Source organism: Nocardioides lianchengensis (genome assembly GCF_900101465.1).
Lineage (GTDB): Bacteria > Actinomycetota > Actinomycetes > Propionibacteriales > Nocardioidaceae > Nocardioides > Nocardioides lianchengensis.
Genome location: NZ_FMZM01000001.1, coordinates 434,787 through 449,440 on the forward strand (window position 1 = coordinate 434,787; position 14,654 = coordinate 449,440).

Annotated in this window: 14 protein-coding genes; 8 read left to right on the forward strand and 6 right to left on the reverse strand. The window is 73.8% G+C overall.

Annotated elements, in window-relative coordinates; translation table 11 throughout:
- Position 1: 1 nt before the first annotated feature.
- Positions 2-388 carry a hypothetical protein gene (locus BLT76_RS02145; RefSeq protein WP_090850270.1) on the reverse strand — a complete coding sequence of 129 codons (387 nt, stop codon included), beginning with the start codon at positions 386-388 and terminating at the stop codon, positions 2-4.
- A 121-nt stretch (positions 389-509) separates the two neighbouring features.
- Here BLT76_RS02145 and BLT76_RS02150 point away from each other — a divergent pair, with 121 nt between their 5' ends.
- From BLT76_RS02150 to BLT76_RS02160, 3 genes are all read left to right on the forward strand, one after another.
- Complete coding sequence (locus BLT76_RS02150) at positions 510-1,439, forward strand: amidohydrolase family protein (RefSeq protein WP_244509210.1); 930 nt, start codon at positions 510-512, stop codon at positions 1,437-1,439.
- Positions 1,436-1,993 carry a cysteine dioxygenase gene (locus BLT76_RS02155; protein ID WP_090850272.1) on the forward strand — a complete coding sequence of 186 codons (558 nt, stop codon included), beginning with the start codon at positions 1,436-1,438 and terminating at the stop codon, positions 1,991-1,993. The genes BLT76_RS02150 and BLT76_RS02155 overlap by 4 nt, the downstream gene beginning before the upstream one ends.
- 118 nt (positions 1,994-2,111) lie before the next feature.
- Positions 2,112-2,996, forward strand: a complete 885-nt coding sequence (locus BLT76_RS02160) for an aldo/keto reductase (protein WP_090850274.1) — start codon at positions 2,112-2,114, stop codon at positions 2,994-2,996.
- 17 nt (positions 2,997-3,013) lie between these two features.
- Here BLT76_RS02160 and BLT76_RS02165 read toward each other — a convergent pair whose 3' ends face one another.
- Positions 3,014-3,904 (reverse strand): LysR family transcriptional regulator, encoded by an 891-nt coding sequence (locus tag BLT76_RS02165; RefSeq protein ID WP_090850276.1) that lies wholly within the window; start codon positions 3,902-3,904, stop codon positions 3,014-3,016.
- A gap of 92 nt (positions 3,905-3,996) precedes the next feature.
- Between BLT76_RS02165 and BLT76_RS02170 the strand changes: the two genes are divergently transcribed.
- The 4 genes from BLT76_RS02170 to BLT76_RS02185 all read left to right on the forward strand — a co-directional run bounded on the left by BLT76_RS02170 (position 3,997) and on the right by BLT76_RS02185 (position 6,863).
- Positions 3,997-5,337: an FAD-dependent oxidoreductase gene (locus tag BLT76_RS02170; protein ID WP_090850278.1), complete on the forward strand. Its 1,341-nt coding sequence runs from the start codon at positions 3,997-3,999 to the stop codon at positions 5,335-5,337.
- Positions 5,338-5,382: 45 nt separating this feature from the next.
- A complete protein-coding gene (locus BLT76_RS02175) occupies positions 5,383-5,859 on the forward strand; it encodes a GAF domain-containing protein (protein WP_090850280.1) in 477 nt (158 codons plus the stop codon).
- A gap of 106 nt (positions 5,860-5,965) precedes the next feature.
- Positions 5,966-6,439, forward strand: a complete 474-nt coding sequence (locus BLT76_RS02180; protein WP_090850281.1) for a GAF domain-containing protein — start codon at positions 5,966-5,968, stop codon at positions 6,437-6,439.
- 10 nt (positions 6,440-6,449) lie between these two features.
- Positions 6,450-6,863, forward strand: coding sequence for a hypothetical protein (locus BLT76_RS02185; RefSeq protein WP_090850283.1), 414 nt, complete (start codon positions 6,450-6,452; stop codon positions 6,861-6,863).
- Positions 6,864-6,872: 9 nt separating this feature from the next.
- Here the strand turns inward: BLT76_RS02185 and cydD are convergent, their stop codons facing one another.
- The 4 genes from cydD to BLT76_RS02205 all read right to left on the reverse strand — a co-directional run bounded on the left by cydD (position 6,873) and on the right by BLT76_RS02205 (position 13,877).
- Positions 6,873-10,154, reverse strand: a complete 3,282-nt coding sequence (gene cydD, locus BLT76_RS02190) for a thiol reductant ABC exporter subunit CydD (protein ID WP_090850285.1) — start codon at positions 10,152-10,154, stop codon at positions 6,873-6,875.
- Positions 10,151-11,170 (reverse strand): cytochrome d ubiquinol oxidase subunit II, encoded by a 1,020-nt coding sequence (gene cydB, locus BLT76_RS02195; RefSeq protein WP_090850287.1) that lies wholly within the window; start codon positions 11,168-11,170, stop codon positions 10,151-10,153. The genes cydD and cydB overlap by 4 nt, the downstream gene beginning before the upstream one ends.
- A gap of 16 nt (positions 11,171-11,186) precedes the next feature.
- Positions 11,187-12,641, reverse strand: coding sequence for a cytochrome ubiquinol oxidase subunit I (locus BLT76_RS02200; RefSeq protein ID WP_090850289.1), 1,455 nt, complete (start codon positions 12,639-12,641; stop codon positions 11,187-11,189).
- 321 nt (positions 12,642-12,962) lie between these two features.
- Complete coding sequence (locus BLT76_RS02205; protein WP_139175380.1) at positions 12,963-13,877, reverse strand: nitroreductase family protein; 915 nt, start codon at positions 13,875-13,877, stop codon at positions 12,963-12,965.
- Positions 13,878-13,984: 107 nt separating this feature from the next.
- On the opposite strand from BLT76_RS02205, the gene BLT76_RS02210 reads away from it, so the two are divergent.
- Positions 13,985-14,632: a response regulator gene (locus tag BLT76_RS02210; RefSeq protein WP_090850294.1), complete on the forward strand. Its 648-nt coding sequence runs from the start codon at positions 13,985-13,987 to the stop codon at positions 14,630-14,632.
- Positions 14,633-14,654: the final 22 nt, after the last annotated feature.

The following is a 14,654-nucleotide window of genomic DNA, read 5'->3' on the forward strand; positions in this document are numbered from 1 at the left end:
GTCAGCTCGTGGGGACGGGCTGCTGCGCCTCACATCTGTCGAGCCGCGCCTCGGCCTTGGCCAGGCGCTGCTGCTGGGCCTTCTTCGCGGCGCGGGCGTCGCCGCGGTCCTCCTTGGCCTCGCGGAGCTCGGCCCGGGCGGCCCGCCGCTCGCGCGCGGTGTCGGCGGCGCGGACCTCGTGACGCGCCTTCGCGACCTTGTCCTGCTGTCGCTCGAACACCGCGGTGACCCGCGCGAGAGCGGCGGTGGCCTTGTCGACCTGCTTCTGCTGCTGGGCGCAGGGGGCCTTCTGGACGGCGGTCGCCGGGGCCGTGGTCAACGTGCCGAGCGAGCCGAGGGTCAGCGTCACGCCGGCAACGACGCCGGCGACCCGAGTGGAGACGTGCATGGGTGCTCCTGGTGGTGAGTGGTCCCGCGAGCGGGCGTTCACCCGGGACCTGCCGCGCGCGCCCCGCCGCGTTACACACGAGTTAATGATATAAAGTCTGCTGAATTAGTTGCCTTAAGACGTGAGGGAGACCGTGTCCGCCATCGACCTGCACCAGCACCTGTGGCCCGAGCCGCTGCTGGAGCTGCTGCGCCGCCGCACGCGGGCGCCGTACCTGCGGGGCTGGACGCTGCACACCGAGGGCGAGGCGCCGTACGACGTCCGCCCGGCCGACCACGACGTCGAGCGCCGGATCGACCTCGACCGGGCCGCCGGAACCGGCCTGGCCTGCGTGAGCCTCTCCGCCCCGCTGGGGCTGGAGTCGCTGCCGCGCGAGGAGGCCGGTGCGGCGCTCGACGCCTGGCACGCGGGCGCGGCGGCGCTGCCCGGACACTTCGCGGCGTGGGCGTCGGTGCCGACGCAGCAGCCCGACCTGGACGCGTTGGCCGCCCTGCTCGCCGGACCGTTCGTCGGCGTCCAGCTGGCCGCGACCCAGGTCGCCACGCCCGCCGGTTGGGGCGCGGTCGGCGACGTGCTCGCGGTCGCCGAGGCGGCCGGCAAGCCGGTCTTCGTGCACCCCGGGCCGACCGCGGTCGACGAGGCCCCGGCCTGGTGGGCGCCGGTGGTCGGCTACGTCGCGCAGCTGCAGGCCGCGTGGTGGGGCTGGCACGCCGCCGGCGTCCGGGCGCAGCACCCGGCGCTGCGGGTGATCTTCGCCGCCGGCGCCGGTCTGGCCCCGCTCCAGCACGAGCGACTGGCCGCCCGGGGCGGCGACGCCGGGGTCGTCGACCGCGACGTCTTCGTCGAGACCTCGTCGTACGGCGCCCAGGGGGTCGACGCCCTCATCCGGGTGCTGGGCATCGACGTGGTCGCCCTCGGCAGCGACCGCCCGTACGCCGACCCGCTGCCCGCCCTCTTCGGCGAAGCCGCGACCCGGGCCATCCGGACCGACAACCCGCTCCGCGTGCTGGGCGCGCGGAGCATCGATGCACGAGTGGAGGCAGTGGCATGACCGCGACCCTGGACGAGATCCGCACCGACATCCCCGCCCGGGCGGCGACGCCCCTGGCGGGCGACCTCTCCCTGGAGACCCTGCCGGGCCGAGACCTGGACCAGGACGAGCTGCGCTCGCTGGCGTCGTACCTCGCCCTCCACCCGGAGCAGTGGCGCCACCACCTGGCCTTCGACGCCGACAACCGGGTCTACGTCTCGCTCCACCGCGACGCCCACGTCGACGTCTGGCTGCTCTGCTGGACCCCCGAGAACGACACCGGCTTCCACGACCACGACGTGTCCTCCGGCGCCGTCGCCGTCGTCGAGGGCTCGCTCCTCGAGCACAACCTCGCGGTCGGCATCGAGACCATCGAGACCCTGGTCGGGGCCGGCCAGGTCTTCAGCTTCGGTCCCGACCACATCCACCGACTCACCGGCGCCGTGCACGGGGCGGTGTCGGTGCATGCCTACAGCCCGCCGCTGTGGCGGATGGGCCAGTACGCCGTCGGCTCCGACGGCCGGCTCCGCCGCCAGTCGGTGTCGTACGCCGAGGAGCTGCGGCCGATCGATTGACGGGGACGCGCCAGCGGACCCGTCCTGCTCGCGCAGGGAGATTCACTCACACGCTCGGAGACCGAGGGGGCCTGGCAGACCCTCCCTCGCTCAGGGGGCCGTGCCTAGCGTGGAGGACATGACCGTTCCCACCATCACCCTGAACAACGGCGTCGAGATGCCGGCCCTCGGCTTCGGCGTCTTCCAGACCCCGCCCGACGAGACCACCGCCGCGGTCGAGACCGCGCTGGAGGTCGGCTACCGGCACGTCGACACCGCCGCGGCGTACGGCAACGAGCGCGGCGTCGGGGAGGCGCTGCGGCGCTCCGGCCTGGCCCGCGACGAGGTCTTCGTCGAGACCAAGGTCTGGATCAGCGACTACGGGTACGACGAGACGCTGCACGCGTTCGAGAAGAGCGCCGGCAAGCTCGGCCTCGAGCAGCTCGACCTGCTGATCCTGCACCAGGCCCTGCCCGGCGAGTTCGACCTCACCGTGGACGCCTACCGCGCGCTGGAGACCCTGGTCACCGACGGCCGGGTCCGCGCGATCGGCGTCAGCAACTTCATGCCCGACCACCTCGCGCAGCTGCTGGAGCGCACCGACATCGTCCCGGCGATCAACCAGATCGAGGTGCACCCCTACTTCCGCCAGTCCGCCGTCCTGGAGGCCGACGAGGCCCACGGGATCGTGTCGCAGGCCTGGGCGCCGATCGGCGGCATCACCTTCTACCGCGACAGCGGCCACCGCAGCACGCTCGAGGACCCGGTGATCGGCGACATCGCCGCCGCGCACGGGCGTACGCCGGCGCAGGTGATGCTGCGCTGGCACCTCCAGCAGGGCCGCCAGGTCATCCCCAAGTCGGTCACCCCGTCGCGGATCGCCGAGAACTTCGACGTGTTCGGCTTCGAGCTGAGCGGCGACCAGTTGGCCGCGATCGACGCGCTCGACACCGGTAGGCGCGGCGGCCCCGAGCCGGAGGACATCACCCGCGAGGCCTGGGGTCGCGAGATCCCGGAGGCCTGAGGCCGTCTCTCGACGCGTCAACCCCGGGCGGCGATGGCCAGGAGGTCGCGGACCGGGCCGGCGGGCGGCGTCGTACCCCCGACCCAGATGGCGGTGAAGCGGCGGCGCAGGTCGAGGCCCGTCGTGGGTACGGCGACCAGCTGGCCGGAGTCGAGGTCGCGCTCGACGGCGCGGCGGCTGAGGAACGCGGGCGGACTCCCGGCACGGACGCTGCCGACGACGGCCGCATTGGTGGTCAGCTCGGCCTCGGGCGGCGCGAGCGTGACCCCGGCGCGGGCCAGGGCGTCCTCGACCACGCCGCGGGTGCCGGAGCCGCGCTCGCGGCTGGTCAGCGCCCGGCCCGCGACGGCCGCCGGGTCGAGCGGGCGCCGGCGCCGGGCCCAGGGATCGTCGGGCGCGGCGACCAGGACCAGCTCGTCGTCGCCGACCTTGCGGGAGGCGAGCCCAGCCAGGTCGCCGGGCCCCTCGACGAAGCCGAGCCCGGCCTCGCCGGAGCGGACCGCCCCCAGTACCGCCTCGGAGTTGGTCGCCTGCAGGCTCACGGTCACCGAGCGCTGCTGCCGCAGCCGGACCAGCCAGCGGGGGAGGAGGTACTCGGCGGTGGTCATGCTCGCGAAGACCCGCAGCTCCTCGGTGTGCTCGCGGCGCAGCGTCCGCAGGGCGACCTCCACCTCGTCGGCCTGCTCGAGCAGTCGGGTGCTCCACTCGACCAGCAGCCGGCCGGACGGGGTCAGGCTCGAGCCGCTCGTCGCCCGCTGGACCAGCACCAGGCCGGTCTGGGCCTCCATCGCCCGCAGTCGCTCGGAGGCGGACTGCTGCGAGATGCCCGCGACCCGGCCCGCCGCCCCGATGCTGCCGTGCCGCGCGACGTCGGCCAGCAGGCGCAGGGACGGCAGATCGGGGAGCACGTGACGAGGATAACGCGCTCACAGGAGGATCCTGTGGGCTCACAGTGACGGCGGTCCTACCGGTCCTCGACGACGCCCGTCACGCTGGACGCATGAGGAACATTCGCGTTGCCGTGGTCGGTGCCGGACCGGCCGGCATCTACGCCGCCGACATCCTGACCAAGGAGCACCCCGAGGCCAGCGTCGACGTCATCGAGCGGCTGCCCGCGCCGTACGGCCTGGTCCGGTACGGCGTCGCGCCCGACCACCCGCGCATCAAGGAGATCGTCAAGGCGCTGCGCCGGGTGCTCTCGCGCGACAACATCCGGTTCCTCGGCAACGTCGAGTACGGCACCGACCTCAAGCTCGACGACCTCGAGCGGTTCTATGACGCCGTCATCTTCTCCACGGGTGCGATGGCCGACCGCCAGCTCGACATCCCCGGCGTCGACCTGCCCGGCAGCCACGGCGCCTCGTCGTTCGTGAGCTGGTACGCCGGCCACCCCGACGCGCCGTCGGAGTGGCCGCTGGAGGCCCGCTCGGTCGCCGTGATCGGGGCCGGCAACGTCGCCCTCGACGTCGCGCGGATGCTGGCCAAGCCGGCCGACGAGCAGCTGACGACCGAGATCGCCGACAACGTCTACCAGGGCCTGAAGCTGAACCAGGCCACCGACGTGCACGTCTTCGCCCGCCGCGGGCCGGCGCAGATCAAGTTCACGCCGATGGAGCTGCGCGAGCTCTCCCACTCCCCGAACGTGGACGTGATCGTGCACCCGGAGGGCTTCGAGATCGACGAGGCCTCGCAGACCGCGATCTCGTCGAACAAGGGCACCCGCCTGGTCGTCGACACGCTGCTGAAGTACGTCGAGGCCGAGCCCACCGGTGCCCCGCACCGCATCCACATCCACCTCTGCCAGGCGCCGGTCGAGATCTACGGCGACGGCCGGGTCGAGGGCCTGCGCACCGAGATCACCGAGCTGGTCGGCGACGGCACCGCCCGCGGCACCGGCGAGTACGTCGACACCCCCGTCCAGGCGGTCTACCGCGCGGTCGGCTACTTCTCCAGCCAGCTCGCGGACCTGCCGTTCGACCACGTCAACGGCGTGCTGCCGCACGAGGCCGGGCGGGTCCTGGACCTCGACGGCGAGCACCTGCCGGGCACCTACGTGACCGGGTGGGTCAAGCGCGGGCCGGTCGGCCTGATCGGGCACACCAAGTCCGACGCCGCCGAGACCGTCGCCAGCCTGCTGGCCGACCTCGACACGCTCCGCACCGCGGAGACCACCGACCCGGCCGCCATCCTGGAACACCTCGCCGAGCGCGGCGTGGAGGTCATCGGCTGGGACGGCTGGGAGCGGCTCGACGCCCACGAGGTCGCCCTGGGCGAGGCCGCCGGTCGCGAGCGGATCAAGGTCGTGCCCCGCGACGAGATGCTGCGGGCCGCGCGCGGCTGAGGCAGACTGGGCCGGCGCCCCGCTCGACGGGCGCCGGGAGGCGCGATGGACACCGAGCAGGAGCTCCGGCTGGCTGCCGACGACCACGCCCGTGGGCTGCAGCAGGCGATCGGGGCCCGGGTCGTCGTCCTTTCCGTCTTCGCCGGGGAGGGCCGGCACTTCTTCGTCGGCTCCGCCGGGCTGCCTCCGCGCCTGCAGGGCCAGTGGGAGATCCCCGAGATGGAGATGCTCTGCCAGCACCTCGAGACCTCCGGCGGTCAGCTCATCGTCGACGACGTCCGGACCGAGAGCGACTTCGCCTCGCACCCGCTCCTGGCCGAGCTCGACGTGCACGCCTACGCGGGCTGGCACGTGCCCGACCGGGACGGGCGCCCGATCGGCATCCTCGCCGCCACGGCGGACCGGCCGCGGGTCTGGTCCTCGGCCGACCTGACGACCCTGATGGAGCGGGCGCACGCGTGCGGACCGGCCCTGGCGGCCGCTCTCGCGTCCGGGGTGGTCCGCTCGGACCGTGCCGGCTGACGCCGGCGGGCGACCAGGCTCCGGATTCTGCTGACTGGGACGGGCACCATCAGTCACACTCGTCCTCGGTGCTCTTCCGGGTGGGAGCGCCCGATGAGGGGACAGCGTGGACACGACCAGCGAGAACGACGCCTTCGAGGCCGGCGACGGATACACCCGGCGCTTGCGCGAAGCCCTGGGATCGCGGCTCTCGCTGCTCTCGGTCTTCGTCGGTGACCGGCAGATCCTGCTCGGTGCCGACGGCCTGCCGGAGCAGCTCCAGGGCGTCCGGGAGATCCCGTTGGTCGCGGGCTTCTGCAAGCACGTCAAGGACACCGGCGCCCAGCTGATCGTCGACGACGTGCGCGACGAGACCGGGATCGCCACCCACCCGCTCGTCGTCGAGCTCGGCATCGAGGCCTACGCGGGCTGGCACGTCACCGACGAGTCAGGCCGTCCGGTCGCGGTGCTCTGCGCCATGGACGACCACCCGCGCGCCTGGAGCTCCGGCGAGCTGCTGACCCTGATGGAGCTGGCGCACGACTGCGGTTCGATCGTGCGTGGCTTCGCGGCCCGGGCCGAGCGCGGCTCGGCGGTCTGAGGAGGCCGGCATGGTCGGACGCGGGCGCGCGATCGCCGTACTGCTCTTCTCCGTGGTGCTGCTCGCCGGCACGGCCGTCGCCGGGATGTCGCTCTTCCAGCAGGAGCGGGCCGAGGGCGAGAGCCTGGCCCGCATCACCTGGAGCGAGTACGACGTCGTCCGCCGCGGCGTCGTCGTGCACGCGACCCTCTCGGCCTGCCAGACGATCTCCGACGTCGACCTCGTCGAGACGGCGGACCGGGTCGAGGTGACCCTGGTCCTCACCGGCGAGGACACGTGCGCCGGCGAGCCCGTCGAGGTCGAGAAGGGCGTCCGGCTGGGGCGACGGCTGCGCGACCGCACGGTCTACGACGGCGGCTGCCTGGCCGACGGCGGCACCGACGAGCGGTGCCGCGCCGCCCGGCGCACGACGGCCGAGGGCTGACCCGCCGCGTCACCGCTGCGGCACCCGCGCCCCGACCGCCCCCAGGTCGACCACGGCGTCGGCGAGGTCGACCCCGACGTGGTCGTGGCTGATCCAGACGACGGCTCGCTCGCCGCGCGGGTCGAGCACCTCGTGGGCGAGCTCCACGGCGGTGGCGTGGTCGAGGTGGGCGGTGGGCTCGTCGAGGACCAGGATCGGCTGCTCGGCGAGCAGCGAACGGGCGACGGCGATCCGGGCCCGCTCGCCACCCGAGACCTGGGCGTGGCCGTCGCCGAGCCAGGTGTGCAGCCCGTCGGGGAGGTCGTCCAGCCAGGTGCCGAGGCGGGCCCGCCGCAGGGCGGCCTCGACGTCTGCGTCGCTCGCGTCGGGCCGGGCCAGGCGGACGTTCTCGACCAGGGTCGAGGCGAAGACGTGCGGGTCGTCGTCGACCAGACCCACGACCCGTCGTACGTCGTCGGGGTCCAGGCGGGTGGTCGCGACCCCGCCGAGCCGAACGTCGCCCGCGACCGGGTCGAGGAAGCGCAGCAGCAGGGCGGCCAGCGTCGACTTGCCCGATCCCGACGGCCCCACGACCACGACCCGCTCGCCGCGGTCGACGCCGAGCGAGAGGTCGCGCAGCGCGATCCGGTCCGGCGTCCAGCCCGCGGTGACGCGGTCGAGGACCAGGTCGTGCCGGGCCGGCGGCGGGTCGCCGACGGTGGCCCGGACGGCCGGGCGGGTGCGTTCGAGGGCGTGGAGACGGGCGGCGGCGGCCCGGGTGCGGACCGACAGCGCGCCGGCGTCGGCGAACGTGGTCAGGATGTCGGCCAGCGCGAGCGGCACCAGGGCCAGCAGCGCGAGGACCGGGCCCGAGACCTGACCGGTGGCGACCGCGGCGACGGCGGCGACGCCGATGCCGCAGACCACGAGGACGACGGCCCGCGCCGCGCCCGACCAGGCGACCGCCCGGGCGGCGGTCCGGCCGAGCCGGTCGCTCAGCTCCGCGACCCGCGACACGGCGGTCGCCTCGGCCTGCCACATGACCAGCTCGGGGGCGACCTGCGCGGTCTCGACGGCCGCCTCCGAGAGGTCGGCCCGCAGGCCGACCGCGGCGCGCTCGGCCGTGCCGGCGCCGAGCCGGGCCAGGCCGAAGGCCAGCCCGCCCCCGACGAGGCCGACCGCGGCCACGACCGCACCCGCGGCCGGCAGCAGGGCGGTCGAGACGACCGTCGCGCCGGCCACGACCACTGCGCCCGCCATCAGCGGGAGCCGGACCCGGAGCGCGTCGTCCACCACGCCGTCCACGTCGTCGACGACCGAGGCGAGCAGGTCGCCCCGCCGGCGCCCGAGCCGGCCGGGGACGAGCGGCACCAGGGCGTCGTACACCTCGACCCGGCGGCGGGCCAGCAGTCGGAGGGCGAGGTCGTGGGAGCGGAGCCGCTCGACGTAGCGGAGCACCGGGCGGGCCAGTCCGAAGGTGCGGACGCCGACGATGGCCACCATCAGGGTCAGCACCGGCGGGTGCGTGGACGCCTGGACGATCAGCCACCCGGCGGTCGCGGTGAGCGCGACACCCGACAGCGAGGCCAGCGCGCCGAGGACGGTGCTGCCGAGCAGGCCCCCGCGCGGCGGTCGGTCGGCGGCGGGCTCGGGGGAGCGGTGCGCAGTCCACCGTTCCGGTACGACGACCGGTGGGTGGCTCACCGCCGCGCGGGGTGTCGGCGCCGACAGCTCGATCACGTGGTCGGCCAGCGCGACCAGCGCGGGCCGGTGCGCCACGACCACGACCGCGCTGGTGCGGCCGAGCTCGACGACGGTGTCGGCGATGACCTGCTCGGTCAGCGCGTCCAGGTGGGCGGTCGGCTCGTCCAGGAAGACCCACGGACGCCGGGCCAGCACCACCCGGGCCAGGGCCAGCCGGGCCCGCTCGCCGGCCGACAGCGAGACGCCGTCCTCGCCGAGCGGCTGCCGGAGCGCCCAGGGCAGCGCCCGGACCCGCTCCTCGAGGGCGACCGCGCGCAGGGCGGCCCAGAGGTCGGCGTCGGTGGCCTCGGGTCGGGCCAGGCGCAGGTTGTCGGCCACGGTGCCGGCGACGAACACCGGCCGCTGCGAGACCCACGCGACCTGCGAGCGCCAGGCCTCGCCGGCGACGGGGACGCCGTCGACCAGCACCTGGCCGTCGGTGGGCGGGACCAGGCCGACCAGCGCGGCGAGCAGGGTCGACTTGCCGCAGCCCGACGGGCCGGTGACGACGGTGACGCCGCGCGCCGGGACGACGACGTCGACGCCGTCGAGGGCCGGCACGGTGCGGCCGGGGTGCCGGACGGTGAGGCCGGTCGCGACCAGCGCGGTGCCGGCCGCGGCCGGCGTCCCGATGCTCTCGGCCGGGGTGCCGGCCAGCAGCTCGTCGACCTGCTCGAAGGTCGCCACACCCTCGGCCGCGGCGTGGAACTCCGCCCCGACCCGGCGCAGCGGCCAGTACGCCTCAGGCGCGAGCAGCAGCACGAGCAGGGCCGTGTGCAGGTCGAGCCCGCCCCCGGCGAGCCGGGTGCCGACGACGACGGCCACCAGCGCGACCGACAGGGTCGCGACCAGCTCGAGCACGGCCGAGGAGGCGAAGGCGACGCGCAGGGTGGCCATGCTGGCCCGGCGGTAGCGGTCGGTGACCCGGCCGATGGTCGCGGACTGGGCCCGGGCCCGGCGGTGGGCGACCAGCGTCGGCAGACCTCGTACGACGTCGAGGAAGTGGCCCGACAACGACGCCATCGCCCGCCACTGCTCCTCGGCCCGGTCCCGGGTCGCGAGGCCCACCAGCGCGCCGAAGACCGGCACCAGCGGCAGGGTCAGCAGGACGACCAGCCCGCTCAGCGGGTCCAGCCAGGCGATCACGCCGAGGGTCAGCAGCGGGAGCGCGCCGGCGAGCACGACGGCGGGCAGGTAGCGGGTGAGATACGGCTCCGCGGCCGCCACGCCACGGGTCAGCAGCACGGCGTCGGCCGAGCGGACCTCGCGGCGGCGGAGCACCGCGGCGACGACCTGGCGGCGCAGGTGGGTCCCGACGATCGCCGTCGACCGGGCGGCGAGCAGGTCGCCGACCCAGCCGGTCAGCGCGCGGGCGGCGAACACGGCGGCCACCGTGACGGCCCAGGTCGCGAGCTCCTCGCGCCGTACGGCGGCGACCAGCAGCCCCGTGACCGCCCACGCCTGGACGATGACGAGCACCGCCCCGAGCCCGCCCGCCACCAGCATCCCGGTCAGTGGCCGGGCGGCCGGGGCGAGCTGGCGACGCAGCCGCGGATCTGTGGGTCTCATCGGGGACCGGCCGCCAGCACCGTCTCCGGGATGTGGTGCACGGCGATCCGCTTGCGGAAGACCCAGTAGGTCCAGGCCTGGTAGGCCAGCACCAGCGGGGTGAAGATCGCCGCCACCACGGTCATGATCTTCAGCGTGTACGCCGTCGCCGCGGCGTTGGTCGTCGTCAGCGACGTGCCGCCCGCCAGCGTCGAGGGCATGACGTCCGGGAAGAGCGCCAGGAACAGCCCGGCCACGCCGACCGCGATCGCCACGAAGGTGCCGAGGAAGGCCCAGCCCTCGCGGCCCGCCGCCGCGGCGGCGATCCCGCCGACCAGGGCCAGCGCCGCGACCAGGAAGGCCAGCGCCGAGGCGGCGTCGCCGGTCTTCAGCTGGGTCCACCCGAGGAAGGCGACGGCCACCACGGCGGCCACGACGCCGAGCTTCACCGCGAGCGTGCGGGCGGCGTACCGGATCGAGCCGTCGGTCTTCAGGGCGATGAACATGGCGCCGTGGGTGAGGAACAGCAGCAGCGTCATCGCCCCGCCGAGCAGGGCGTAGGGCGTGAGCAGGTTGAAGAAGCCGCCGGTGTACTCCAGGTCGGCGTCGATCGGCACGCCCCGCAGGATGTTGGCGAAGGCCACGCCCCACAGCAGCGCCGGCACCAGGGACCCGAAGAACAGCACGGCGTCCCAGCGCCTCTTCCACTGCGCGTCCTCGCGCTTGTGGCGGTACTCGAAGGCGAGCCCGCGCACGATCAGCGCGACCAGGATCAGCAGCAGGGGCAGGTAGAAGCCGCTGAACAGGGTGGCGTACCACTCCGGGAAGGCGGCGAACGTCGCGCCGCCGGCGACCAGCAGCCAGACCTCGTTGCCGTCCCAGACCGGGCCGATGGTGTTGATCAGGACCCGCCGCTCGCGGTCGGTGCGGCCGAGCACGGGGAGCAGCATGCCGACCCCGAAGTCGAAGCCCTCGAGGGCGAAGTAGCCCATCCACAGGATCGCGATGAGCGCGAACCAGACGGTGGTGAGTTCCATGTCGTGTCAGTCCTTCTCAGTACGCGAACGCGAGGGGCTGGTCGTCGTCCGCGTCGGTGCGGACCTTGGGCAGGTCGTCGACGCCGGTGATCGGCTCGACGCCCGTGGTGATGGCGGTCAGCAGGAGCCGCACCTCGATCACCGCGAGCACGCCGTACAGGAGCGTGAGGGTGATCAGGGAGATGAGCATCTCGGTGGCGCTGACCCCGGGCGAGACGGCCGAGGCGGTGGTCATCAGCCCGAAGACGGCCCACGGCTGACGGCCCATCTCGGTGAAGATCCAGCCCGCCGAGTTGGCCAGCAGCGGCATGAAGGGGAGCAGCAGGACCGCGGTGTAGAGCAGCCGGCCGCCGGGGATCCGGCCGCGCCGGGTCGCCCACAGCAGCCACAGCGCCACCGCCATCGCGGCGAAGCCGAGACCCATCATGAAGCGGAAGCTCCAGTAGGTGACGGGCACGTACGGCGTGTAGTCGCCGGCCGAGTAGTACGCCGCGCCCGGGTCCTCGCCGTACGTCTCCTGGTACTGCTCGCGCAGCTCGTTGATGCCCTTCACCTCGCCGTCGAAGTCGCCGGTGGCGAGGAAGGAGAGCAGGTTCGGCACGGTCAGCGAGAACTTCTCGGTCTTCCCGTCCGGGGTGCCGATCGTGAAGACCGAGAACGGCGCGGGCTGCTCGGTCTCGTAGAGCGCCTCGGCGGCCGCCATCTTCATCGGCTGGACCTCGGTCATCACCTTGCCCTGGAAGTCACCCACGACGACCACCCCGAGGCCGGTGACCAGCACGAAGGCGGCACCGCCGCGGACCGCCTTGCGCCACATCCCGGCGTCCTCCGACGCGGGGTCGCTCTGGCGGCGGAGGTGCCAGAAGGCGATGCCGACCACGAAGGCGGCCGCCGTCATGTACGCCGCCAGCACGACGTGCGGGAACGTCACCAGCTGGACCTTGTTGAACATCACCGCCGCGAAGTCGTTCATCTCCGCGCGCCCGGTGTCGGGGTTGAAGGCGAAGCCGACCGGGTGCTGCATCCAGGAGTTCGCGGCCAGGATGAACCAGGCCGAGAACAGCGTGCCGAGGTGCACCAGCCACATGCACCCGGCGTGCAGTCGCCCGGGGAGCCGGTCCCAGCCGAAGATCCACAGGCCGAGGAAGGTCGACTCGAGGAAGAAGGCCAGCAGGCCCTCGATGGCGAGCGGGGCGCCGAAGACGTCCCCGACGAAGCGCGAGTAGTCGCTCCAGTTCATCCCGAACTGGAACTCCTGGACGATGCCGGTGACCACGCCGATGGCGAAGTTGATGAGGAAGAGCTTCCCGAAGAAGCGCGTCAGGCGGAGGTACGCCGTGTCGCGGGACCGCAGCCAGCGGGTCTCGTAGTACGCCACCATCGCCGAGAGACCGATGCTGATCGGGACGAACATGAAGTGGTAGACGGTGGTGATGCCGAACTGCCACCGGGCGATGTCGAGCGGGTCCACGAGCTCTCCTGAGCGGTCGGTCCTGTTGGTACGACCACGCTAGGAAGCACGGCAGGGCCGGGGGATCGGGCGGACGGCCCCGGCCTCGGGGACCAACGTCCCGACCCGTCCGGGACCCGTGCCGGGTCTCGATACGCTCGCTGGCGCTCGCGAGAGAGACCAACGACGGGGTGGTTGAGTGAGCGGCGGGTCTCGATACGCTCGCTGGCGCTCGCGAGAGAGACCAACGATGGGTGGTCGAGTGGGCGGTCAGTCTCGCTGGTCGAGTAGCCGCCGAGGAACGAGGCGGCGTATCGAGACCCGGTGAGCCGGGAGTCGGCCTCAGCCCGGCAGGGAGGTGCTCTCGGCCGGAGCCCCACCGAGCAGCACCTCGGCGAGCGGGCGGCGCGGGGTCGCGGGGAGGTCGCTGCGGCTGATCTCCTGCCAGCCCAGCCGCAGCAGCAGCTGGGGGACGACCAGCCCGCCGAGGACGTCGTGGTGCAGGACCCGCCGGGTCTCCTCGACCTCGACCACCCGGCTGAGCGGCACGACCGAGAGTCCGTCGTGGGCGGCGCGCAGCCACAGCTCGCTCAGCGCCTCGCCGGCGGCGAGCCAGGCCGCCGGACCGTCGTCGACGGTGCAGACCGCGACCACGGCGTCGGAGGCGGCCAGCGCGTGGGACCGCGGGCGCTCGCTCCAGCGGCGCTCCTCGGCGGCGTACCGCTCGTCGGTCTCCTGCAGCGCGGTGGCCCGGTCGACGAGCACGCCGCTGCGCACCCGTTCGGCGACGCCGGTGAGCGGGACGGCCTGGACGCCGTGGCCGCCGACGCCGCGGGTGAGGGCCTGCAGGTGCTCCTCCTCGACCGGCCAGGACGTGAAGCGTCGCCGGTCGGTACGACGGGCGAGCAGGACGTGCAGCTCGCCGCTGACGGTCGGCTCGCGCTCCGAGCGGACCAGGTCGATCGTCGCCAGCAGGTCGGGCTGGTCGGGATCGGGGTGGCGGGTGACGATCGGGTCGTAGCCCAGCGACGTGGCGGCCACCCGTGCGTGGTGCAGCGCGGCTCCGCAGCTCAGCACCAGGTTCCGTCCGCTCGGGTCGGCCACCTCCAGCTGTCGTGAGCGGTCGGCCCACAGCCCGACCCGGTCGGCGTCGGTCCGCTCCTCGATCCGCCAGGCCCAGGGTTGGGTGTTGTGCACGCTGGGGGCCCGGCAGGCGAGCTCCACCACACGCGCGGCGGAGGGGCGGGAGGACGGCATGGGCTCAACGGTGCGGCAGCGGGGACCGCCGGACCAGGGACCAAGGTCCCCCGTGACCGGGTCAGGGGCCCGTCGACCTCCCGGGTCCGGCTCGGTAGGTTCGGGGCATGACGACGAGCGAGCCCATCAAGGTCTTCCTCCTCGACGACCACGAGCTGGTCCGCCGCGGCATCCGCGAGCTCCTGGAGAGCGAGGGCGACATCGTCGTCGTCGGCGAGTCCGGGCTGGCCGAGGAGGCCGCCCGGCGGATCCCCGCGCTGCGGCCGCACGTGGCGATCCTCGACGGGCGGCTGCCCGACGGGTCCGGCATCGACGTCTGCCGCGAGATCCGCTCGCGCGACCCCGAGATCAAGGCGCTGATCCTCACGTCGTACGACGACGACGACGCGCTGTTCTCCGCGATCATGGCCGGCGCCGCGGGCTACGTGCTCAAGCAGGTGCGCGGCACCGACTTCGTCGACACCGTACGACGGGTCGCCGCCGGCCAGTCGATGCTCGACCCGGCCGTCACCCAGCAGGTCCTCGACCGGCTCCGCGAGGGGCCGAAGACCGACCCGGCGCTCGACCAGCTGACCGCCCAGGAGCTGAAGATCCTGGAGCAGATCGGTCAGGGGCGGACCAACCGCCAGATCGCCGAGGCGATGTTCCTCGCCGAGAAGACCATCAAGAACTACGTCTCCTCGCTGCTCGCCAAGCTCGGCCTGGAGAGTCGCACCCAGGCCGCGATCTTCGCGACCAAGCACCTCGACCAGTGACCCGCCCGACGACCGGGGACCG